General features: G+C 66.2%; 21 protein-coding genes. 4 read left to right on the top strand and 17 right to left on the bottom strand.

Annotation, left to right across the window (positions count from 1 at the left end; genetic code table 11):
- The first annotated feature begins 28 nt into the window (after positions 1 to 28).
- Positions 29 to 1252 carry an NAD(P)/FAD-dependent oxidoreductase gene (locus WKW77_RS16205; protein ID WP_340357876.1) on the top strand — a complete coding sequence of 408 codons (1224 nt, stop codon included), beginning with the start codon at positions 29 to 31 and terminating at the stop codon, positions 1250 to 1252.
- On the opposite strand, the gene WKW77_RS16200 is transcribed toward WKW77_RS16205, so the two are convergent.
- From WKW77_RS16200 to WKW77_RS16190, 3 genes are all read right to left on the bottom strand, one after another.
- The gene (locus WKW77_RS16200; RefSeq protein WP_340357875.1) at positions 1249 to 1467 is read right to left on the bottom strand and encodes a hypothetical protein; all 219 of its coding nucleotides are present in this window, start codon (positions 1465 to 1467) and stop codon (positions 1249 to 1251) included. The genes WKW77_RS16205 and WKW77_RS16200 overlap by 4 nt on opposite strands.
- Positions 1468 to 1518: 51 nt before the next feature.
- Positions 1519 to 2955 (bottom strand): DHA2 family efflux MFS transporter permease subunit, encoded by a 1437-nt coding sequence (locus WKW77_RS16195; protein WP_340357874.1) that lies wholly within the window; start codon positions 2953 to 2955, stop codon positions 1519 to 1521.
- A gap of 107 nt (positions 2956 to 3062) precedes the next feature.
- Complete coding sequence (locus tag WKW77_RS16190) at positions 3063 to 3389, bottom strand: hypothetical protein (protein WP_340357873.1); 327 nt, start codon at positions 3387 to 3389, stop codon at positions 3063 to 3065.
- A 184-nt stretch (positions 3390 to 3573) separates the two neighbouring features.
- Between WKW77_RS16190 and WKW77_RS16185 the strand changes: the two genes are divergently transcribed.
- Positions 3574 to 3762 carry a hypothetical protein gene (locus tag WKW77_RS16185; RefSeq protein ID WP_340357872.1) on the top strand — a complete coding sequence of 63 codons (189 nt, stop codon included), beginning with the start codon at positions 3574 to 3576 and terminating at the stop codon, positions 3760 to 3762.
- A 6-nt stretch (positions 3763 to 3768) separates the two neighbouring features.
- Here WKW77_RS16185 and WKW77_RS16180 read toward each other — a convergent pair whose 3' ends face one another.
- Positions 3769 to 4293 (bottom strand): DUF2306 domain-containing protein, encoded by a 525-nt coding sequence (locus tag WKW77_RS16180; protein ID WP_340357871.1) that lies wholly within the window; start codon positions 4291 to 4293, stop codon positions 3769 to 3771.
- Positions 4294 to 4504: 211 nt separating this feature from the next.
- Here WKW77_RS16180 and WKW77_RS16175 point away from each other — a divergent pair, with 211 nt between their 5' ends.
- Positions 4505 to 5326: an alpha/beta fold hydrolase gene (locus tag WKW77_RS16175; protein ID WP_340357870.1), complete on the top strand. Its 822-nt coding sequence runs from the start codon at positions 4505 to 4507 to the stop codon at positions 5324 to 5326.
- A 156-nt stretch (positions 5327 to 5482) separates the two neighbouring features.
- Here the strand turns inward: WKW77_RS16175 and WKW77_RS16170 are convergent, their stop codons facing one another.
- From WKW77_RS16170 to cyoA, 7 genes are read right to left on the bottom strand one after another with little or no spacing between them, the layout of a single operon-like run.
- The gene (locus tag WKW77_RS16170; RefSeq protein ID WP_340357869.1) at positions 5483 to 6025 is read right to left on the bottom strand and encodes a response regulator transcription factor; all 543 of its coding nucleotides are present in this window, start codon (positions 6023 to 6025) and stop codon (positions 5483 to 5485) included.
- A complete protein-coding gene (locus WKW77_RS16165) occupies positions 6009 to 7376 on the bottom strand; it encodes an ATP-binding protein (protein ID WP_340358003.1) in 1368 nt (455 codons plus the stop codon). Before WKW77_RS16165 ends, WKW77_RS16170 begins: the two co-directional genes overlap by 17 nt.
- Positions 7360 to 8145, bottom strand: coding sequence for an SURF1 family protein (locus WKW77_RS16160; RefSeq protein WP_340357868.1), 786 nt, complete (start codon positions 8143 to 8145; stop codon positions 7360 to 7362). The genes WKW77_RS16165 and WKW77_RS16160 overlap by 17 nt, the downstream gene beginning before the upstream one ends.
- On the bottom strand, positions 8145 to 8549 hold the full coding sequence (gene cyoD / locus WKW77_RS16155; protein WP_340357867.1) for a cytochrome o ubiquinol oxidase subunit IV: 405 nt from the start codon (positions 8547 to 8549) through the stop codon (positions 8145 to 8147). The genes WKW77_RS16160 and cyoD overlap by 1 nt, the downstream gene beginning before the upstream one ends.
- Positions 8546 to 9187: a cytochrome o ubiquinol oxidase subunit III gene (gene cyoC, locus WKW77_RS16150; protein ID WP_340357866.1), complete on the bottom strand. Its 642-nt coding sequence runs from the start codon at positions 9185 to 9187 to the stop codon at positions 8546 to 8548. The genes cyoD and cyoC overlap by 4 nt, the downstream gene beginning before the upstream one ends.
- Positions 9180 to 11183, bottom strand: coding sequence for a cytochrome o ubiquinol oxidase subunit I (gene cyoB / locus WKW77_RS16145; protein ID WP_340357865.1), 2004 nt, complete (start codon positions 11181 to 11183; stop codon positions 9180 to 9182). Before cyoB ends, cyoC begins: the two co-directional genes overlap by 8 nt.
- 2 nt (positions 11184 to 11185) lie before the next feature.
- Complete coding sequence (cyoA, locus tag WKW77_RS16140) at positions 11186 to 12250, bottom strand: ubiquinol oxidase subunit II (protein WP_340357864.1); 1065 nt, start codon at positions 12248 to 12250, stop codon at positions 11186 to 11188.
- Positions 12251 to 12398: 148 nt separating this feature from the next.
- Between cyoA and WKW77_RS16135 the strand changes: the two genes are divergently transcribed.
- Positions 12399 to 13739, top strand: coding sequence for an MFS transporter (locus tag WKW77_RS16135; protein ID WP_422823201.1), 1341 nt, complete (start codon positions 12399 to 12401; stop codon positions 13737 to 13739).
- A 44-nt stretch (positions 13740 to 13783) separates the two neighbouring features.
- Here the strand turns inward: WKW77_RS16135 and WKW77_RS16130 are convergent, their stop codons facing one another.
- From WKW77_RS16130 to WKW77_RS16105, 6 genes are all read right to left on the bottom strand, one after another.
- On the bottom strand, positions 13784 to 14338 hold the full coding sequence (locus WKW77_RS16130) for a DedA family protein (protein WP_340357862.1): 555 nt from the start codon (positions 14336 to 14338) through the stop codon (positions 13784 to 13786).
- A gap of 223 nt (positions 14339 to 14561) precedes the next feature.
- A complete protein-coding gene (locus tag WKW77_RS16125) occupies positions 14562 to 14873 on the bottom strand; it encodes a hypothetical protein (RefSeq protein ID WP_340357861.1) in 312 nt (103 codons plus the stop codon).
- Between the two features lie 66 nt (positions 14874 to 14939).
- Positions 14940 to 15299 carry a monovalent cation/H(+) antiporter subunit G gene (gene mnhG / locus WKW77_RS16120; protein WP_340357860.1) on the bottom strand — a complete coding sequence of 120 codons (360 nt, stop codon included), beginning with the start codon at positions 15297 to 15299 and terminating at the stop codon, positions 14940 to 14942.
- Between the two features lie 28 nt (positions 15300 to 15327).
- Positions 15328 to 15606, bottom strand: a complete 279-nt coding sequence (locus WKW77_RS16115) for a K+/H+ antiporter subunit F (RefSeq protein ID WP_093163386.1) — start codon at positions 15604 to 15606, stop codon at positions 15328 to 15330.
- Positions 15603 to 16097, bottom strand: coding sequence for a Na+/H+ antiporter subunit E (locus WKW77_RS16110; RefSeq protein WP_340358002.1), 495 nt, complete (start codon positions 16095 to 16097; stop codon positions 15603 to 15605). Before WKW77_RS16110 ends, WKW77_RS16115 begins: the two co-directional genes overlap by 4 nt.
- Complete coding sequence (locus tag WKW77_RS16105) at positions 16097 to 17752, bottom strand: monovalent cation/H+ antiporter subunit D (RefSeq protein WP_340358001.1); 1656 nt, start codon at positions 17750 to 17752, stop codon at positions 16097 to 16099. The genes WKW77_RS16110 and WKW77_RS16105 overlap by 1 nt, the downstream gene beginning before the upstream one ends.

Here is a 17752-nt window from a genome sequence, read left to right as displayed (position 1 = left end):
CAGTGGCGGACACGTCACGGAAACCATCATGAATTCGAACATCGTCATCATCGGCGGCGGCCATGCGGCCGCCCAACTCTGTGCCGGCCTCGTGGAAGCGGGGCAGGGCGCGCGCATCCACATGGTGTGCGAGGAGGCGGCCATTCCCTATCACCGGCCACCGCTGTCCAAGACCTTCCTCAAGAGCCCGGACGAGGTGCCACAGCAGCATCGGGCCGAAGCCTGGTATGCGGAAGCGGGCGTCACGCTGCACCTGGGCGACGCGGCGGAGGCCATCGACCGCGAGGCGCGTACCGTCACGCTCAAGTCGGGCGCGGTGCTGGAATGGGAGCGGCTGGTGCTCGCCACCGGCACGCGCGCACGCCGCATCTCGGCGCTCGAAGGGCTGGAGAACGTCGCCCTTCTTCGTGCGGCGCATGAAGCGGTCCAGCTTCGCGACAAGCTCGCTGCAGCGCAGCATGTGACGGTGCTCGGCGGTGGCTTCATCGGGCTCGAAGTGGCGGCGACCGCGCTGGCGCTCGGCAAGCAGGTGCTGGTGCTCGAAAGCGCGCCGCGGCTGCTGGGCCGTGCGGTGTCGCCGGAGCTGTCGGCGCATGTGCTGGCGACGCATCGCGCGGCGGGCATGGACATCCGCGTCGGGGTGAAGACGGATGTGCTGCAGATCGACGGCCATCACCTGACCGCGATCGAGATCGATGGCCAGCCCCAGCCGATCGACCTCCTGCTGCTCGGGATCGGCGCGGTGCCCGAGATCGCGCTCGCGCAGGCGGCAGGGCTCGAATGCGCCGACGGCGTGGTGGTCGATGCCTTCATGCAGACCAGCGACGAGGCGATCCTCGCGATCGGCGACTGCACGCGCTTTCCGGACCAGCGCTCGGATGCGCCGCTGCGGCTCGAATCGGTGCAGAACGCGAACGACCAGGCGCGCACTGCGGTCGCGACGCTCACCGGAGCACCGCGTCCGCATGACGTGGTGCCGTGGTTCTGGTCCGATCAGGGAAGCCTGCGGCTGCAGATGGCCGGGCTGGTGCCCGTGCCGGGGACCCCGGGCGCGCTCACGGTCCGCCGGCCGGGCGCGAACGCCGCGTCGTTCTCGCTGCTGCACTACGTCGGGGCGCAGCTGCGCTGCGTCGAATCGGTGAACGCACCGGTCGACCACATGATGAGCCGCAAGCTGCTCGAAGCCCGTCGCAGCCCCGACCCGGCGGTCGCGGCCGATCCGGCCGTGCCTTTGAAATCGCTCCTGGCTTAGGAGCTGTTGCGCTGCGCGGGCGCCTCGACGTTCTTGCGAATCTCGGCGTCCATGATGCGCGTACCGGCCGCGAGCGCGGCCTCGTAGGTGTCCGCTCCGTACTCGGCCGAGCGCAACACCTTGCGCGGCGCGCCGCCAGCATCGGTTTCGAGCAGCGTCCAGATGAAGGATCCGGGCGCAGGCTCGTCGATGACGAGTTTGATCGGGTTTTTCATGCCTTGATGGTGGGCGCGCGTCCCCGGATTTTCTGTAGGCCGATGCCTACGTTACGCCCGTGTCATCGAACCTGCGGCTTGTGCACGGCCGCGAAGAAGCACCGCCCCCAACACGGCTGCAACGACCGCGAAGATCGCGCCGACGAGAAATGCCGACTGGTATCCCGCAGTGAGTGCGACAGGTGTCGAGATGCCGGCCATGAGCAGATTCCCGGTGCGCGCCGCGGCCACGCTCGCCAGCACCGCGAGCCCGAGGGCGCCGCCCATCATGAAGGCGGTGTTGACCACGCCGGAGGCCAGGCCCGATTCGCTCGGCGAGACGTCGCTCATCGCCACGAGCAGCAGGGGATTGAGCGCCATGCCCGCGCCGATGCCGAGCAGCGTCATGCCCGGCAGGACATCCACGACGAAGCTGCCGTCGACCGGCGCCCGCGCGAACAGGGCGAGGCCCGCTGCCGCCAGGAGCAGGCCGAAGGAGAGCGGCCCGCGGTTGCCGAACCGCATCACCAGCCGTGCCGAGAGCCCGAGCGAGAACGCCGCCATGATGAGATTGGCCGGAAGGAAGGCGAGGCCCACCTGCATCGGCGTGCTGCCCAGCACCAGTTGCAGGTACAGCGCCGAGATGAAGAACCACGCGAACATCGCCGCCGCCCAGAGCACGCCGATCACGTTGGCCGTCGACACGTTGCGAAGGCGAAAAAGCCGCAGTGGCATCAGCGGATGCTGCACGCGGGATTCGATAAAAAGGAAGATCGCCATCAGCACGAGCGACACGCCGAGCAGCGACAGGGTCTGCGTCGACGTCCACCCCGCCTCGTTGCCGTTGACGATCGCGTAGACGGCGAGCATCAGCGCGGCGGTGACGGTCACCGCGCCCCCGACGTCGAGGCGTTCGCCGGCCGCGTGTCCGCGTGCGTCGGGCAGCAGGGCCGTGCAGAGTGCGTAGACCGCGACGCCGATCGGAAGGTTGACGAGGAAGATCCAGTGCCAGCTGAGCGCGCCGGTGAGCAGCCCGCCCAGCAGCACGCCGATGCTGCCGCCGCCCGCGCAGACGAAGCCGTAGACCCCCATGGCCTTCGCGCGTTCGGCGGGCTCGGTGAAGAGATTCATGATGAGCGACAGCGCCACGGCGGACACCACCGCGCCGCCCAGTCCCTGCACCGCGCGCGCCGCCACCAGCAGCGCCTGTGAATTCGAGAGTCCGCAGGCCAGCGAGGCGAGCGTGAACAGGGTGATGCCGTGCAGGAAGAGCCGCCGGTGCCCGTAGAGATCGCCGAGCCGCCCGCCCAGCAGCAGGAATCCGCCGAAGCTCAGCATGTAGGCATTGACCACCCAGACCAGCGAGGTCTCGGAAAAGCCGAGATCCTCGCGGATCAAGGGCAGCGCGACGTTCACGATCGTGGTGTCGAGCACGATCATCAGGACGCCGAGGCACAGAACCATCAGCGCGAGCCAGCGCCGGCGGTCGTCCATGGAATGCGGGGGCATGGGAGCAGTCTCCTGAAGGTTTGTGGATGCTGTACACAAAACCTTAGCAGAGACGCCGGACAGCGTCGATATCCGCCGGGCGACCTCCCGCCCGGCGGATGGGACGGTCAGTAGCGGTACGGGTTGTCGGGGCGGCGGTCGTAGCGGTTGGGAACGCCATCGCCGTCGCGATCACGGTCGTAGCGATTCGGAATGCCATCGTGGTCGCGATCGCCCCATCGGCGGCGGTATTCCCAGCGGGTGTCGTGGCCATACCCATGCGGCGCGGGCTGCACGTAGCGGTAGCCCGGCGTCATGACGTAGCCGCGCGGGGGCGGCGGCGGGACGACCGTTGCGCGGTTGTCGTAGCCGTAGGGACTGGCCTGGGCCGGAAGGGCGAGGGTGCCCAGCAAAAGCAGGGCGATGGCGCCCGCTGCGAACGCATGTTTCTTCATGACGATCTCCCGTGGAATGAAGGAGCCTTCATGCTGCGCACGGGGGGTAAACGCCCCGTGATGCCGGCGCGAAATCTCGTGAAGTGTTGCGTCGCCCCGGTGAAGCGTGCGTTTTTGCGCAGCGGGCGTCAGTCAGGTCCTACCCCGTGTAGGAATCCATGTAAGTGTAGTTAAAATGTATTACATGAATACCAACCGCGACAACTTCCACGATTGGCATCGGGACAAGCCGGACACCACCTCGTTTCCCGGTCTCCATCGCAATGAAATGCCGGATTACAACCAGCCTGTCGCGCGCTGGGGCCGGCTTGTTTTTTTCGCCGTTCTCGGTGTCGTGGTTGTTCTCGGCTTCAAGTATTTCGTACGCCTCTGAGGCCGTTCAACCCAGCACGCGAAGTACATCGGCCGCGCCTTCCGCGCGAGTGGCGCGCAGGCGCAGCACCTGCAGTGTCGCACCGATCAGGAAGACGACGAACAGACCGCCGATGATCGCCTGCAGCGCCGGCGACGCATCCGGGTCGGCCACCCACGGTGCGCCCAGCGGCAGGCGCGTCGCGGTCTCGGTGACGCCCGGAATCATGTGGAAGAAGAAGGTCAGCGAGTAGCCGACCATCGCCACGTAGGGCGACAGCCTCCCGAAGACATTCGAACGACCTGCCTGCCAGGCCACCGCGAGCACGACCAGCGTGATGACGCCCAGCGCATGCGGCTTGCCGAAGCCGCCGTGCTGGAAGATGCCGAAGCCGGTGAGGCAGGTGAGCACCGTCGTGACCACGTACACCCGACCGGCGCGAGTGTTCAGCGAAATTTCCTTGAAACGAAAAAAGGCGATGAGCCCGGCGATCACCGCCACGAGGCTGATGGCGGTGTGGACGGTTCCCAGGGGCGTCAAACCATAGAACATGCGGGCTCCTCGTTCGGGGTGACTTCGGCACGCAAGGTGCGCGCCAGCTTATAGCGCGCCGGCTGCGGGTCGCGCCATCCGCCGTTGGTCGTATCGCGCGGCGCGCCCCGGCGCTTCCAAAAAGAAGGTCGCTCGTCTACGCTCCCCTGCCCCGCCCGATCGGGCGTGGACCTCCCTCCATCCCTCCCAGCACAACCACGGAAAGGACCGCATGAGCACCATCACCACCCAAGACGGCACGCAGATCTACTACAAGGACTGGGGCAAAGGCCAGCCGGTCGTGTTCTCCCACGGCTGGCCGCTCACCGCGGATGCGTGGGATGCGCAGATGGTGTTCCTCGGCGAGCGCGGCTATCGCGTCATCGCGCACGATCGCCGTGGTCATGGCCGTTCGAGCCAGCCATGGGACGGCAATCACATGGACACGTACGCCGACGACCTTGCGGAGCTGATGAACAAGCTCGACATCCGGGACGCGGTGATGGTCGGCCACTCCACCGGCGGCGGTGAGGTCACGCGCTACATCGGACGGCACGGCACGTCGCGCGTCGCCAAGGCGGTGCTGCTCGGCGCGGTGCCGCCGCTGATGCTCAAGACCGCCGCGAACCCCGGCGGGCTGCCGCTGGAGGTCTTCGACGGCATCCGCGCGGGCGTGACCGCCGACCGCTCGCAGTTCTTCATGGATCTCACGACCCCGTTCTACAACTACAACCGGCCGAACGCGAAGGTGTCGCAAGGCGTGCGCGATTCGTTCTGGCTCCAGGGGATGATGGGCGGGCACAAGGGCCTGCTGGACTGCATCAGGCAGTTTTCCGAAACCGACTTCACCGAGGACCTGAAGAAGTTCGACGTGCCCACGCTGATCGCGCATGGCGACGACGACCAGATCGTGCCGATCGGCGCCTCGGCCATGCTGTCTTCGAAGCTGGTGAAGGGCTCGACGCTGAAGGTCTACCCCGGCGGCTCGCACGGGCTGGCGACCACGCAGGCCGACGAATTCAACGCCGATCTTCTCGCCTTCATCAAGGGCTGAGGAGCCTCGCGCGGACATGCGGGTCCGCTGCCTCTTTCGGAGGCAATTCAGCGGCAACCCGCATGGCGTCGACCTCCGTGACATCGCCTCCACGCACTACACACAACGTTATCCACAAAACCCCGGTACAAGTCGCGCTGCCGCCCCGCGCGCGGCCTACTTGACCTGCTGCTTGCCGAGCTTGCGCGCCAGCGTGCGCCGGTGCATGCCGAGCCGGCGTGCGGTCTCGGAAATGTTGAAGCCGGTCTCGGCGAGTGTCTCGTGGATGCGCTCCCACTCCAGCGTCTTGATCGATGTCGAACGGTTGGTCAGTTCGACGTCGACGGTGCCCTCGGCGCGCCCGAAGGCGGCCTCGATATCGTCGGTGTTCGACGGCTTGGCGAGGTAGTGGCAGGCGCCGAGCTTGATCGCCTCGACCGCGGTGGCGATGCTCGCGAAGCCCGTGAGCACCACGATGAGCATCGAAGGGTCGTGCCGGTTGAGCGTCTGCACGCACGCGAGCCCCGAGGCGTCGCCGTTGAGCTTCAGGTCGACCACTGCATAGCCGGGCGAATGGTCCTTTAGCAGCTCCGCGACCTGATCGACGTTCGACGCGTGCATGACCGTGTAGCCCCGGCGCTCGAACGAGCGGCCGAGCGTGCGCGCGAAGGCCGCATCGTCCTCCACGATCAGCAGCAGGCGTTCAGGGTCGGTGTCCATCGTTTTCTTCGTCGTCCTCTTCGAGCGTGATCGCCGCCAGCGGCAGCGTCAGCGTGACGACCGCGCCGCCCTCGGGACGGTTGCGCGCCGTGACGCTGCCGCCGAGCGTGCGCGCCACGTTGACCACGAGGAACAGGCCCAGCCCGCCGCCGGGCCGGCCTTTGCTCGATTGATAAGGCTTTCCGAACTGCGCCAGCATTTCCGGCGCGAAACCGGGGCCGACATCCGAGACCGTCAGGGTCAGCGCATCGCCGTCGTGCGCGGCCGTGAGGCCCACCCATTGCGGCGAAGCCTCCAGCGCATTGTCCAGCACGTTGCAGATCATCTGCTTCAGGGCCGAATCCGAGACCATGGGCAGGTCGTGGCCGAAGCGGTTCTCGTAGGCGAACGAGTTGGCGGCGCGCGTGGTGCGCCATTCCTCGACGAGGTCGTCAAGGAAGGTGCTGACGGTGGTTTCCTCCGAGTTCTCGCCGCGTGCTTCGCCCGCCGACAGCAGGATGCCGCTCAGGATGGTTTTGCACCGCTTGACCTGCGCTTCCATCTCGATGACCTCTTCCAGCAGTTCCGGGTCGGAGGTGAAGTGAGGCAGGTGGCGCCAGTCGCCCAGGATCACGGCGAGCGTGGCGAGCGGCGTGCCGAGTTCGTGCGCCGCACCGGAGGCCAGGAGGCCCATGCGGACGATGTGCTCCTCTTCGGCCGCACGCTGGCGCAGGTCGGCGAGGCGCGCGTCGCGGCCGCGCAGGATGCGGCTGATGCGCGTGATGAACACCACCAGCAGCGCCGCCACCAGCGCGAAGCAGATCAGCATCCCGACCACGTAGGGCCGAAACAGGCCCTGGCCCGGGTCCGTCGACAGCGGCAGCGGTTCGGAAAAGAGTGCGAGGCCGGCGAAGCACGCGATGGTCACGCCGACCATCGTCCAGGTCGACCACGACTCCAGCAGCACCGCGGCGATGATCACCTGCAGCAGGTACAGGAAGACGAAGGGATTGGCCGCGCCGCCGCTCAGATAGAGCTGCGCGGTGAGCATGCCGACGTCCACCAGCAGGGCGATGAACAGCTCGGTGTTGGTCACGTCGCGCGGGATGCGCCAGCGCAACTGGCTTGCCGCATTGAAGGCGGCGAGGCCGGCCAGCACCGCCAGCATCTGGTCGAGCGGCAGCCGGATGCCGAAGCCGAAGTGGACGACGAGGATCGTCGCGACCTGGCCGACCACCGCGATCCAGCGCAGCTGGATCAGTTGCTGCATGTTCTTCAGGCCGGTGGCGTCGCCGAAGCGCGAGCCCGAGGCGCTCTCGGTTTGGGGCGCGGGCGGGGGCGCGATCGCGGTCGTGTCAGTCATGGCGCGCATCTTCGCGCATGCGGCTTCGGCGTAGCCGAAGCTCATCCCGCGCCACGTACCAGGCGGCCGCGAGGATCATGAGTGCCAGGGCGAACCAGGTGATCGCGTAGGTCAGGTGGCTGTTCGGAAAGCTGATGACCGTCAGCCCTGCGACGGGCCAGGATTGCTGCCTCGGTGCTGCGGCGCTCTGGTCGACATGAGCGCCCTCGTCGATGAAGAACGGCGCGACCTGGTCGAGCCCGCGCGCGGCCGCGATGGCCTTCACGTCGCGCGAGTACCAGCGGTTTGGGGTTGGGTCGTTGTGCCGCAGGAAGCTGCCGCCCGGTTCGGTCATTCGCAGCAGCCCGGTGATGGTGGTCTCGCCGCTCGGCGCGCTATCGCCGCGGTTCGCGCGATCGCGGCGCTCCGGCGGAACGAAGCCCCGATTGATCAGCACGACGCTGCCATCTGCACGCTGCAGCGGCGTCAGCACCCAGTAGCCGCCGCCGAGAGCCGTGGTGGCCTGCACCAGCGTTTCGCGATCGTGAAGGAGGGTGCCGGTGGCCGAGACCCGACGGTATTCGTCGGCGGCCAGGCTGACTTGCGGCCATTGCCCGGGGCCGGGCGCCGCAACGGGCTGCGCATGGACGCGCTGGTCGACCTTGGCAATGAGATCCAGTTTCCAGGCCCGCCGCTCGACCTGCCAGAGGCCGAGGGCGACCAGCCCCGTGAAGACCAGCGCCGCGCAGATCCCGAGCGCGATCAGGAAGGGCGCGGATCGGGGGCCGCGCTCGGTCATCAAGGCTTGTGGTGCTGTTCCGTCGACATGTGCGGCATCATGTTGTTGTTCATGTGGTACATGACCCACAACGAGCCGGTCAGGGTGATGACGACCACCACGACGGTGAAGATGAACGCCAGCATCGTCCAGCCATGCTGGGACTTCGAATCCATGTGCAGGAAGTACACCATGTGCACCACGATCTGCACCGCCGCGAACGCGAGGATGACGATCGCGGTCGTGCCGGGCTTCTCGAACACGTTGCCCATCACCATCCAGAAGGGGATCGCCGTCAGGATGATCGACAGGACGAAGCCCGTCATGTAGCCCTTGAAGGTGGCGTGCGGTGCGCCATCGTCATGGCCATGGTCGTCGTGGTGATCGTGGCCGTGGTGGTCGGAGGTTGCGTCGTGCGCGCTCATGGCAGCACTCCCATCAGGTAGACGAAGGTGAAGACGCCGATCCAGACCACGTCCAGGAAGTGCCAGAACATCGACAGGCACATCAGGCGGCGGCGGTTCTCGGCGATGAAGCCGTGCTTGGCCACCTGGCTCATCAGGACGATCAGCCAGATGATGCCGAAGGTCACGTGCAGGCCGTGCGTGGAGACCAGCGCGAAGAACGACGACAGGAACGCGCTGCGCTGCGGGCCCGCGCCTTCGTGGATCAGGTGCGCGAACTCGTAGAGCTCGATGCCGATGAAGCCGGCGCCCAGCAGGCCGGTGACGACCAGCCAGATCATCACGGCCTTCACCTTGTTGCGCTGCATCTCGAGCATCGCGAAGCCGTAGGTGATCGAGGACAGCAGCAGCAGCGAGGTGTTCAGCGCGATCAGCCGCAGATCGAAGAGATCGGCGCCCGAGGGGCCGGCCGCATAGCTGCGCCCGAGGACGCCGTAGACCGCGAACAGGCAGGCGAACACCAGGCAGTCGCTCATGATGTAGAGCCAGAACCCGAGCAGCGTGCCGTTTTCCGGGTGGTGCTCGGTCTTCAGGTAGAAGCGCGAACTGGGGCTGGCGCTCGCGGCGCCGGCGGGGGAGAGTGCGGTAGCGTCAGACATGGGCGGCCAGGAGGCGGGTGCGTGCGCCTTCGGTTTGGACGACTTCTTCCGCGGGGATGTGGAAGTCGCGCTTGTAGTTGAAGGTGTGGACGATGACGGCGGACAGCATGGCGACGAAGCCGATGCCGGCGATCAGCCACATGTGCCAGATGAGTGCGAAGCCCATGACCGTCGCGAACGCCGCGATGATGAAGCCGGCGCCGGTGTTCTTGGGCATGTGGATCGGGATGAAGCCGTCGGTCGGGCGGACGAAGCCGTGCTTCTTCATGTCGGCCCAGGCGTCGTTGTCATGCACGCGCGGCGTGAACGCGAAGTTGTAGGCCGGTGGCGGCGACGAGGTCGACCACTCCAGCGTGCGGCCGTCCCACGGATCGCCCGTGTTGTCGCGCAGCTGCTCGCGGCGGAAGAAGCTCACCACGAGCTGGATGATGAACGAGGCGATGCCCAGCGCGATCAGCACGGCGCCGAAGGCGGCGATCACGAACCAGATCTGCAGCGACGGGTCCTCGAAGTGGTTCAGGCGGCGCGTCACGCCCATCAGTCCGAGCACGTACAGCGGCATGAAGGCGACGTAGAAGCCCACCACCCAGAACCAGAACGAGCACTTGCCCCAGAACGGATCCAGCTTGTAGCCGAAGGCCTTCGGGAACCAGTAGGTGATGCCGGCCAGCAGGCCGAACAGAACGCCGCCGATGATCACGTTGTGGAAGTGCGCGATCAGGAACAGGCTGTTGTGCAGCACGAAGTCGGCCGGGGGCACCGCCAGCAGCACGCCGGTCATGCCGCCGATCACGAAGGTGATCATGAAGGCGATGGTCCACATCATGGGCAGCTCGAAGCGGATGCGGCCCTTGTACATCGTGAACAGCCAGTTGAAGATCTTCGCGCCCGTCGGGATCGAGATGATCATCGTCGTGATCCCGAAGAAGGAGTTCACGCTCGCGCCCGAGCCCATCGTGAAGAAGTGGTGCAGCCACACGAGGTACGAGAGGATCGTGATCACCAGCGTCGCGTACACCATCGAGGCGTAGCCGAAGAGGCGCTTGCCGCAGAACGTCGCCACCACCTCGGAGAAGATGCCGAAGGCCGGCAGGACCAGGATGTACACCTCCGGGTGGCCCCAGATCCAGATGAGGTTGACGTACATCATCGGATTGCCGCCGAGGTCGTTGGTGAAGAAGTTCGTTCCAACGTAGCGGTCGAGCGACAACAGCGCGAGCACTGCGGTCAGCACCGGGAAGGCAGCGACGATCAGGATGTTGGTGGACAGGGCGGTCCAGGTGAACACCGGCATCTTCATGAGCGTCATGCCGGGAGCGCGCATCTTCACGATGGTCGCGATCAGGTTGACGCCCGAGAGCAAGGTACCGACCCCCGCGATCTGGAGCGACCAGATGTAGTAGTCGACCCCCACGTCGGGACTGAAGTCCAGCCCCGAGAGCGGCGGGTAGGCCAGCCAGCCGGTGCGCGCGAATTCGCCGACGAAGAGCGATGCCATCACCAGGATGGCGCCGAAGGTCGTCATCCAGAAGCTGAAGTTGTTCAGGAACGGGAAGGCCACGTCGCGCGCGCCGATCTGCAGCGGCACGACGTAGTTCATCAGGCCCGTGACCAGCGGCATCGCCACGAAGAAGATCATGATCACGCCGTGGGCGGTGAAGACCTGGTCGTAGTGGTGCGGCGGGAGATAGCCGGCCGAGTCGCCGAAGGCGATGGCCTGCTGGGCGCGCATCATGATCGCGTCGGCGAAGCCGCGCAGCAGCATGACGAGACCGAGGATCACGTACATGATGCCGATCTTCTTGTGGTCGATGCTGGTGATCCAGTCGCGCCACAGGGTGCCCCAGAGGCGGAAGTAGGTGATCGCGCCGAGGACCGCGATACCGCCGAGCACGACGGCGGCGAAGGTCACCAGGAGAATCGGTTCGTGAAGCGGAATCGCTTCCCAGCTGAGACGGCCGAAGATCAGCTTCGTCAAATCAAGATGTTCGGACATCGTTACTCTTCGATGCGAAAGTTGGTACGCGGGATCGAGATGCCGGCAGGGTCTTCGACGGTGCACATGGCCGTCACGTAGCTGCGGATCGGGGAATTCTTCTCATCAGGCTGCCAGGGCTTCCTGGCGACGTTGTACGCACCGGGCGCGCCGCCGATGCCGCCGGTCGCGTCGATGGCCATCATCTGCTTCATGCACATCTTGTTGCGGTCGACGCAGCGGTTGAGGATCGCGTCGTACAGGTCGGGGGCCACGGTGCCGAAGCGGCGCACGGGTTCGCGCTCGCTGGGACGCTCGAGCTTCTGGTAGACCTCGCGGCTGAGCTCGGTGCTTTCCGCGCGGGCCTTCTGGACCCACTGGTCGAAGCCTTCGTGGGTCACGCCATGGAACTTGAAGCGCATGCCGGAGAAGCCTGCACCGCTGTAGTTGGCGGAGAAGCCCTCGAACTCGCCCGGCTGGTTGATGACCGCGTTGAGCTTGGTCTCCATGCCGGGCATCGCATAGATCATGCCGGCCAGCGCAGGAACGTAGAAGGCATTCATCACCGAGGAAGCCGTGATCTTGAATTCGATCGGCCGGTCCACGGGCGCCGCCAGTTCATTGACGGTGGCAATGCCCTGCTCGGGGTAGATGAAGAGCCACTTCCAGTCGAGCGCAACGACTTCGACGGTCAGGGGCTTCACGTTGTCGGGGATCGGACGGTTGACCTCGAGGCGTCGCAGCGGACGGTAGGGATCGAGCGTGTGGGTGCTGATCCAGGTGATGGCGCCCAGCGCGATGATGATCATCAGCGGTGCGGCCCAGATCGCGAGTTCCAGTTCGGTGGAGTGATCCCACTCCGGCTGGTATTTCGCCTCCTTGTTGGACTGGCGGTATTTCCAGGCGAAGAATATGGTCAGCCCGATCACCGGCACGATGATGAGGAGCATGAGCACCGTGGAAATGACGATCAGCTGGCCTTGCTGGCGGGCGATGTCGCCGGAAGGGTTCAATACCACCATGTTGCAGCCCGCCAACAGGGCGAGCGGCAGCAACAGCAGTCCGCGGAGTTTGGTGAGGGGAGGCATGCCGAAGAGTGAGCTTTTGCTGGGCAAAGAGTCCAGAATCTACTTGGTTTGGCAGGTGCCGGATATTGGACGTTTTGTCCTATGGCGGCAATCCCGAATCGGTGAGAACCTCGCGGGGTCCTAGGATGACTTACGAACCTTTGCAGAAATGATGATGTCCGGCATCAGTCCCACCAACGCCCATACCGAAATCAGCGAGACCCTCCATCAAGGGGATGATCACTCGCACATCACGCCCTCCGAGATCGCGGTCGGTGTGGTCATCGGCCGTGCATCGGAGTATTTCGACTTCTTCGTCTACGGGATCGCCTCGGTCCTGGTGTTCCCGGCGGTGTTCTTCCCGTTCGAGAACCGCCTCGACGGGGTGCTTCTCGCCTTCACGATCTTCTCCTTCGCCTTCATTGCGCGGCCGCTCGGCACGTTGATCTCGATGTCGGTCCAGCGCCGTTTCGGACGCGAAGCCAAATTGACGATGGCGCTGTTCCTGCTTGGCATCTCCACCGCCGGGATCGCCTTCCTGCCGGGCTACGCCAGCCTGGGTACGGCGTCGATCGTGCTGCTGTCGATCCTGCGCGTGGGCCAGGGCCTGGCGCTGGGAGGGTCGTGGGATGGTCTTCCATCGCTGCTGGCTCTGAATGCGCCGCCGAATCGCCGTGGTTGGTATGCGATGCTGGGCCAGCTCGGCGCGCCGCTGGGCTTCTTCCTGGCCAGTGCGCTGTTTGCCTACCTCTACTCGAGCCTCTCGACGGAGGATTTCCTCGACTGGGGATGGCGTTACACCTTTTACGTCGCGTTTGCCATCAACGTCGTGGCCCTGTTCGCGCGCCTGAGACTGGTGTCCACCAACGAATACGACCGCGCGCTCGAATCCAAGGAACTCCAGCCGACCAATGTGCTGGAGATGACGCGGTCGCAGGGCTACAACATCGTCATCGGCGCCTTCGCCGCGCTTGCCAGCTACGCGCTGTTCCACCTGATCACCGTGTTCCCGCTCTCGTGGATCTCGCTGTTCTCGACCCAGTCGATCAGCGAATTCCTGGTGGTCCAGATGGTCGGTGCGCTGCTCGGTGCGATCGGCACGGTGGCTTCGGGCGTGATCGCCGACCGCATGGGCCGTCGCAACACGCTGGGCAGCCTTGCGGTGCTGATCGCGGTCTTCAGCGGCTTCGCGCCGACGCTGCTGGATGGCGGCAAGCTCGGCCAGGACGTCTTCATCCTGGTGGGCTTCCTGATCCTGGGTCTGTCCTACGGCCAGGCCGCAGGCGCGGTGACCGCGAACTTCGAGAAGCAATACCGCTACACCGGCGCTGCGCTGACGAACGATCTGGCCTGGCTGATCGGGGCCGCCTTCGCGCCGCTCGTCGCGCTCGGTCTGTCTTCGAGCTTCGGCCTGGGCTATGTCAGCGTCTACCTGCTCTCCGGCGCCCTGTGTACGCTCGCCGCTCTGTACGTGAACCGCGCGATTCTCGAGCGCGGCGAAAACGACTGAGATCCACGTGGGGCCGCGCCAGCGGCCCGCTCTCCGCCCGGCCTTCAGCGCCGGGTGCGCCACTGCCTGAACAATGCAAGCGCCACGGTGATCGCCAGCGCCGAGGCGATCAGCGTGTGTTCGTGGGGGCGCAGATGGCCGACCAGGGCATGGATCCATCCCGTGACCTTGATCCCGAACAGACTGATCACTGCGGACCAGACCACCGCAGCGATCGCGCAGAACGCGGCGTAGGGCAGCGCCGCCATGCGGCCCATGCCGAGCGTCAGCGGCATCGCGATCCGCAGGCCCCAGGCGAATCGCATCACGAAGATCGTCGCGACCGGGTGCCGCGTGACGAAACCATCGATCCGCTCGACGTACGAGCGCAGTTTGGGGCGCTTCGCGAGCAGCTCCGTGCCCTTGCGGCGACCGAGATGAAAGTAGAACTGGTCGGTGCAGAACGCCGCCGCAGCACCGCAGGCAATCAACGGGCCCAGCGACAAATAGCCTTGGTGCACCGCGAACGCGCCCAGCATGAGGATGGTTTCGCCCTCGAACAGGCCACCGAGGAAGACGGCGAGGTAGCCGTAGTTCTGCAGGAATTCGGACAGATGCATGCGCCAATGATGCAGGCAAGCGCGGGCGAACGGTTTCGCGTCGGGCGGCATTCGTCGACCATCCGCCGGCAACTCATCCAGCCCTGCTCGGGTCGCCGATCAATCACCGCGAACGCCGTAGCTTCGTGCTCACGATGAGGCTCGCGGCATGGGCCGGTCGTTTGCAATGCAACGGGTGGCCGACATCATGGTGCGCGCGGCGGCCTGCGCGCGCGGCAGTGAGCTATCGGCTGGTGGCGGGCGCAGGGCGAGGGATCGGATCGCCTTCGCCCATCTGAGGTCCGCGCGCCGCCTGCGCGCCGGTCTTGGCGCGTTTGGCGCGTGCCGCGGCGCGCTCGTCGGTCGAAGCCCTGGGCGCTGCATCGGGGATCGGATTGCCTTCGCTCGCCTGCGGATTGCGCGCGGCGGCTTTCCCTTGCCGGGCGCGCTCGGTGCGCGCCGCGCCGCCGTCGTCCACACCGAAGACCTGCGCCTGCGCATTCAACGCGACCAGTTGGACGACGGCGAGCGCCGCTGTCAGAACGAGAGCCTTCATGGCACGAACTCCAGGAAACATTGCGATGGAATGATCCGCCTTTTTTGCATGGCTGGGGCCCGGTCTTCAGGGCTGGCGGGAATCTGCGCTGGGGACGTTGCCGCCCTTGAGCCGCTCGCGGAAGAGCGCGGCGCGCATCAGGAAGATGGTGGTCACCGGCGCCGACAAAGCCACGAAAAGCGTGATCAGGATGGCGTGCAGGAACAGGCTGCCACCTTGCACCGAGAAGTAGATGACGGTCGCGAGCGTGATGCTCCAGACGCCGAGCGTGGCACCCAGCGTGGGCGGGTGGATGCGGCGGAAGAAGGTCGGAAGCCGCACGAGGCCGAACGATCCAATGGCCGCGAAGCCGGCACCCAGCACCGCGAAGGCGGCGGTCAGGATTTCCGCCCACAGGGGCAGTGGCGTGGCGATGAGGCCGTTCATTTCGGTTCTCCATCGCTGGCGGTGAGCGTCATTCGATCACCTCGCCGCGCAGCAGGAACTTGGCCAGCGCCGTCGAGCCGAGAAAGCCGAACAAGGCGATCAGCATCGCGGCCTCGAAGTAGACGTTGCTGGTGTAGTTGATGCCGAGGACCAGCATCATCAGCATGCCATTGATGTAGAGGCAGTCGAGCGCCATCACGCGATCCTGCGCAGTCGGGCCGATGAGCAGGCGCGTGACCGCGCAGAGCATCGCCACCGCGAGCAGGAAGAGAGCGAGCTTGAGCGCCCAGAAGAGGACTGGCGTCATGATTCGAAGATCTCCATCAGCGGGCGCTCGTAGCGCGACTTCACGAGCGCGATGAAGGCCTCCGGGTCACGCTCGTCGAACAGGTGGATCAGCAGGCTCGATCGGTCCAGCGAGATCTCGCCCCACGCCGTGCCGGGCGTGAGGCAGACGATCATCGCGAGCGCTGCGAGCGCGTTGGGATCGCGCAGTTCGAGCGGAACGCGCACGAATCGCGACTGCATCTCGTCATTGCGGCGGGTCAGCAGAAGGCGCGCAACGGTGATCGCCGATTCGACCATGTCGTGCACCACCACGAAGGCGAGCTTCACCGCCGTGCCCGGCCGGCGTATGCGCACGGTCCCTCGCGGGCGAAGCGACTGTGTCAGCAGCGGCACCGCAATGGCGAAGATCGCGGCCAGAAGCAGCGTTGCGACGTCGAGCGACTGGTTGAGCAGCAGCCAGACCACGAAGAGGCCCAGCGACAGCGGCGGAAAGGGCAGCCAGCGCTTGATCATCTGGCGACTCCGGGTTTCGACGGCGGGCTGGTCACTTCGCGCGCATGCAGCACCGCATCTCGATAGGCCGTCGGCGTGCGCAGGCCGTCGGCCGTGGCGACCGCATGCTGCATGGCCGGCCCGGCGCCGAGCGCCAGCGCGAGGCAGGCGGCAAGGAGCAACCCGACGGGGATCACCTCCAGGGCGGGCAGCGACGGCAGGTTGCCGTGCTCCTGCGTCCAGAAGTGCCGGATGCCGGTGCGGCTGAGCGCGATGAGCGTGAAGAAGCCGGACATCAGCAACAGCACCAGGAAGCTCCAGGCCGCCGGTGTGACCCGCTTGGCGTCGAGCAGAGCCGACAGCATCGCGAACTTGCCGAGGAAGCCGGACAGCGGTGGCAAGCCGGCGAGCAGGATCGTGCAGCCGACGAAGCCGAGCCCGAGGAACGCCACGCCGGCCGGTATCGCGCGGCCGGAGAGCGCCTGCGCGTCATCGTCGAGGTTCACGTTGTCCAGATGCCGCAGGTCGGCGGAAAGGAAGGGCACCTCATCCGCCCCCTCGTGTGGTGCGATGCTCATGCCGGCATTGCGCCAGCGTTCGATCATGTCGATCAGCAGAAAGAAGGCGCTCACCGCCAGGGTCGAGCTGAGCAGGTAGTAGAGCGCTCCGGCCCACACGGCCGTCCGGCCGAAGCCGACCGCGGTCAGCAGCGTGCCGGCCGAGACCAGCACGCTGAAGCCGGCGAGGTTCGACAGGCGCTGCGTGCCCACGATGCCGAGCGCGCCGACGAACAGCGTCGCCAGGCCCATCGCGATCAGCACGGGCTGCCCGAATCCCGCCGAAGCGCCGGCGTCGGGGGCGAACATCAGCGTCCAGAGCCGCAGCAAGGTGTAGATGCCGAGTTTGGTCAGCAGCGCGAACACCGCGCCAACGGGCGAGACCGCCGAACTGTAGGCGGGCACCAGCCAGAAATTGAGCGGCCACGCGCCCGCCTTGGCGAAGAAGGCCGTGGCGAGGATGGCTGCCGCCGCATGCACCAGCCCGCGGTCCGCTGGGTTGATGTGCGCGATCTTCACGCCGAGGTCGGCCATGTTGAGCGTGCCGGTCACGCCGTAGAGCATCGCGGCGCCGATGAGGAACAGCGACGACGCCGCGAGGTTGATCGCGATGTAGTGCAGGCCGGCATGCACGCGGCCGCGTCCCGATCCGTGCAGCAGCAGGCCGTACGAGGCGGCGAGCATCACTTCGAAGAAGACGAAGAGATTGAACAGGTCGCCGGTGAGGAAGGCGCCATTGAGGCCCATCAACTGCAGTTGCAGCAGCGGATGGAAATGGACGCCCGCGCGATCCCAGCGCGAGGTCGAGTAGATCGAGGCCGCGAACGCCACGACACCGGTCAGCGCGACCATCATCGTCGAGAGCCGGTCCGCGACCAGCACGATGCCGAAAGGCGCCTGCCAGTTGCCTGGCAGGTAGACGCCGATCGAGCCGGGGCCGCCTCCGGTCGCCGGCGCGTTGACCCAGCGCAGCAGCGCGAGCGCGACCAGGAGGCCGATCAGGCCCGAGGCCACGCTGAGCGCCGACTTGGTCCGGCGGCGCTCCTCGCGCAGCAGCAGCATGAGCGCGGCGGTCAGCATCGGGACCAGGATCGGCGCGGCGACGAGGTGCGGCAT

This window comes from Variovorax ureilyticus (assembly GCF_037889935.1).
In the GTDB taxonomy this organism is placed as follows: Bacteria; Pseudomonadota; Gammaproteobacteria; order Burkholderiales; family Burkholderiaceae_C; genus Variovorax; species Variovorax ureilyticus.
This window is presented reverse-complemented; position numbering and strand designations above follow the sequence as displayed.